The 4066-nt window shown below is 71.7% G+C and carries 4 protein-coding genes; all 4 read left to right on the plus strand.

All coding sequences use genetic code 11. The features are described 5' to 3' along the window. The coding region (locus tag VM840_13335; protein HVL82567.1) for a DUF3866 family protein at positions 1–951 on the plus strand (951 nt) is incomplete at its 5' end. 75 nt (positions 952–1026) lie between these two features. After that, positions 1027–1755 carry a hypothetical protein gene (locus VM840_13340; protein ID HVL82568.1) on the plus strand — a complete coding sequence of 243 codons (729 nt, stop codon included), beginning with the start codon at positions 1027–1029 and terminating at the stop codon, positions 1753–1755. An 86-nt stretch (positions 1756–1841) separates the two neighbouring features. Then, on the plus strand, positions 1842–2816 hold the full coding sequence (locus VM840_13345; protein HVL82569.1) for a WYL domain-containing protein: 975 nt from the start codon (positions 1842–1844) through the stop codon (positions 2814–2816). Between the two features lie 47 nt (positions 2817–2863). Continuing rightward, complete coding sequence (locus VM840_13350) at positions 2864–3853, plus strand: WYL domain-containing protein (protein HVL82570.1); 990 nt, start codon at positions 2864–2866, stop codon at positions 3851–3853. Positions 3854–4066 lie beyond the last annotated feature (213 nt).

Here is a 4066-nt window from a genome sequence, read left to right on the forward strand (position 1 = left end):
GCCCTCCTGTTCCCGCTCTGGGCCGCCCCCGCCTCCCCCGGCGACCGGGTCGTGGTCAACACGACCGCCGTCGACCTCGGGCTCGGGACCGGCGGGCACGACATCGTGGTCTGGAACCTCGCCCACGCGTCGCACGAGGCACCGTCCGGCGGCCACGTCATGAAGCTGCGCTACACCCCAGGGCAGAGCGACGTCCTGGCCGTCGAGGCTCCCGAGTCGCCGCATCACGACGTCATGGCGACGTCCGCCTCGCTCGCGGACGTGCCGGTGGTGGCCGCGTCCCTCCACTCGCAGCTCCTGCCGGTGGTGGCCGTCCTCCACGACCGGCTCCCGCAGGCGAGGGTCGTCTACGTGATGACCGATGGCGGCGCTCTCCCCGCCGGGTTGTCGAGGACCCTGCGGACGCTCCGGGAGCTCGGGTGGCTGGCGGGCACCGTGACGACCGGGCACGCCGTGGGTGGTGACCTCGAGGCCGTGACCCTGCACTCCGGGCTGCTGGCCGCCCGCGCCGTCCTGCGGGCCGACGTCGTCGTCGCCGGGATGGGGCCGGGCGTGGTGGGGACCTCGACCCCGTTCGGGACGACCGGGCTCGACCTCGCGGCGGTCGTGAACGCGACGCTGGCCCTGGACGGACGCCCGGTGGTCGCGCTGCGGATGTCCGAGGGCGACCCCCGGGACCGCCACCGAGGGGTGAGCCACCATGTCCGGACCGCGCTGACCCGGCTCGTCCATCGCCCCGAAGCGGTCGGGGTCCCGGTGCCGTCGGACGCGGTCGCGGCCGCCCGGGCCGCCCTCCCCGGGTTCGCCGTCGCCGAGCGCCCAGACGGCGGCGTCCTGGGGCTCTTGGCCGGGCTCCCGGCCGCGCACATGGGCCGCTCGCCGGACGAGGACCCCCTCTTCTTCAGGTGCGCGGGGGCGGCGGCGACCCACGCCGCCGACCTGGTCGGCTGAGCGGCGCGCACGTTTCGGCCCCCCTGGGCCCGGGGACGTCCCTTCGTGAACGTGTCCCCGTGCGAAGGGAGATCCATGAGGCGCGAACGCAATGAGAGGATCTACACGATGGGGGCCGACTCACACGGCCCCAGCTCCGTCATCGGAGGGGCCCTGACCGGCGCCGCTGTCGCCTTCGGCGTCATGCTCCTGCTCGGCGCCCTCGCCGGACTGGTCGGGATGTGGACGAACGTCGACGTCTCGACGCAGGTGCCGCGCGACGAGGCCTTGACCATAGGCATCGGCGCGGCGATCGCCGTCATCGTCGCCCAGTTCCTAGCCTACATGTGGGGAGGCTACGCGGGCGGACGGATGGCCCCCGGACGTTCCACGCTGACCGGCGCCCTCGTGGCCGTGACCGGACTGGCCGTAGCGCTCGTCCTCGGCATCCTCGCCGCCGGCTCTCCGGACACCGCGGGAGCCGAGACGGAGGCGGCCCGGTCCGTGCTCTCGCCGCTCCCGTTCACGATGAGCGAGCTGGCCGGGTACGGGCTGGCGATCGCCGCCGGCGTGCTCGTCGCCATGCTCCTCGGCGGGCTCCTGGGCGGACTGCTCGCGCAGCGGCACTACGAGCGCTACGCGGACGACTACCGCATCTCCGAGACCTACACGAGGGTCGACGAGCGCGACGAACGGCATGTCGACACCGACGAGGCCGACGACCGCAAGCTGCGGCAGACCGGCCGGTCCCGCGGGTCGGACAGCGTCGTGACCAAGACCGACGAGCAGGCCAAGGTGGAGGAGACGCGCCGCGGCCGGCGCTGACGCCACGAGCCACACACCAGCTGTTCAGCCGGGGGCCCCGAGAGGGGCCCCCGGCGCACGTCCGGGGGCGCGATACCATACGGCCCGTGCAGAAGGTCGAGCGCCTCGTCAACCTCATCGCCCTGCTCCTCAACACCCGGCGCCCGCTGACCGTGGAGGAGATCCGCAACACGGTCCCCGGCTACCAGCAGGGGGACTACTCGTCGTTCAAGCGGATGTTCGAACGGGACAAAGAGGAGCTGCGCTCCGTCGGGATCCCGATCGAGCGCCGGTTCACCGACGTGTGGGAGGTCGAGGAGGGCTACGTCATATCGAAGGACCGCTACTACCTCCCCGAGCTCGACCTCACCCCGGAGGAGATGGCCGCGCTCTGGATCGCGTCGGGTGTCGTGGTCGAGGAGGACGGGGGCCGCGACCAGGCCCTGCTCAAGCTCTCTCTCGGATCCGGGACGCCGACCGACCCCGCGGCGCCGCCATGGCTGCGCGCCCGCCTGCACCTCGACGCGCCTTCGCTGTCCCAGGTGCTCGACGCGGTCGCATCCAAGAGGACCATCAGGTTCGGATACCGGGCGGCCGGACGGCCGAAGCCCACCGAGCGGACGGTGGACCCCTACGCCCTCGTCCACCGGCAGGGCGCCTGGTACCTCGTGGGACAGGACCACACGCGAGGAGCGGTCCGGCACTTCAAGCTCCAGCGCATGACCTCCGAGCCCAGGTTCGTCAACCGCGCCGAGGGACCGGACTTCGAGGTCCCCGATGGGTTCTCGGTCGACGGCCACCAGGTGACCGAGCCGTGGGCGGGGGAGAGGGGGACCTCGGTGGAGGTCGCGTTCTCCCCCCGCATCTGGTGGTGGGTGCAGCAGTCGTTCGGGCTCGAGCCCACCGGCACATGGAAGGACCACATCCTGACGAAGCTGTCCGTGGTCGACGAGGACGGCTTCGTGGGCTGGGTCCTCGGCTTCGGTGAGGACGCGGTCGTCCGGTCTCCCGAGCGGGTCCGGGAGAAGGTCGTCGAGCACCTGTCCGCGCTCGTTCAGCCGCCGAAGCGGAGGTCGTCCTGAACGCGAAGCGCCGCAAGGGGGCCGACCCCGGCCGCAGCCTCGGACGGTTGGAGCGCATCCTGCTCCTCGTGCCCTTCTGCGTCGCCAACCCGTACGTGTCGATCGAGGAGCTCGCGCGGCGCTTCGGCGTCGACCAGCAGGAGATCCGCGACGACCTGGAGCTGTTGTTCATGTGCGGCCTCCCCGACTACACGCCGGCCGATCTCATCGAGGTGTCGGTCGAGGAGGATCGCGTCTCGATCCGGATGGCCGACTACTTCGCCCGGCCGCTGCGTCTCACCCGCACGGAGGCGATCCCCGTGTACCTGAAGGGACGGGCCCTGCTCGACCTGCTCGACCAGGGCCGGGACGGCTCGACGCTCGCCGAGCTGGCCCCTCTGCGCTCGGCCCTGGACAAGCTCGCCGTGGCCCTCCAGCCCCAGGACGGCGGCTTGTCCGAGCTCTCCGATCGCATCCAGGTCGCCCTGGAGTCGGGGGAGGCCCGATGGCTTCCCCTCCTCAGGGAGGCCGTGACCGAGAGGCGCCGGGTGGACATGGAGTACTACACCTACTCCCGCGACAGCCTCACCCGACGCCAGGTGGACCCGTACCTGGTGTTCTCCTCGCTCGGACACTGGTACGCGTCCGGGTGGTGCCACCTGGCCGTGGACCGCAGAATCTTCCGTCTGGACCGCATCAAGAGCCTCGAGCTCACCGACGAGACCTTCGAGCTCCCCCCGGACGCGGCCGACGACCTGCCTCCGCCCCTCGTATACGCGCCCGGCCCCGACGACACCGAGGTCGTGCTGCGCGTCTCGGGTACCGTCGGCGCCTGGCTAGCCGAGCCGGGCCTGCTCGCGGTCGAGTCCGTCCGTGAGCTGCGCGGCGGCAGACGCGAGATCCGCTTCCGGACCTCCGACTACGAGTGGCTGGAGAAGCTGCTCCTGCGGTTCGGCCCCCACGTGGACGTCGTCCAACCGGCGGAGCTGAGGGAACGCGTGCGTCACAGCGCCGAGAGGATCCTCGCCCTCTACGCCCGGAAGGGCCGCAAGAAGTAACACCGGTTCTGTGCACAACGCCACAGAAGTCCCGCCCCGCCGCTCCTAGGCTCGGTCCGAAGCCAGACGAGGAGGACCGCTCATGAGCCTTCTGCACCGAACCGACCCGAAGATGGAGGTACTCGCCTCCGTCGACCTGTTCAGGGCCTGCGATCGACGCGAGCTCGCGATGATCGCCGCCCTCGCCGACCTCGTCGAGGTCCCGGCGGGGAC

It is taken from the genome of Actinomycetota bacterium (assembly GCA_035540895.1).
In the GTDB taxonomy this organism is placed as follows: domain Bacteria; phylum Actinomycetota; class JAICYB01; order JAICYB01; family JAICYB01; genus DATLFR01.

Bases quoted from the DNA above. Each gene is read 5' to 3' on its own strand.
- VM840_13340 (HVL82568.1), top strand. From the start codon at position 1,027: ATGAGGCGCGAACGCAATGAGAGGATCTACACGATGGGGGCCGACTCA.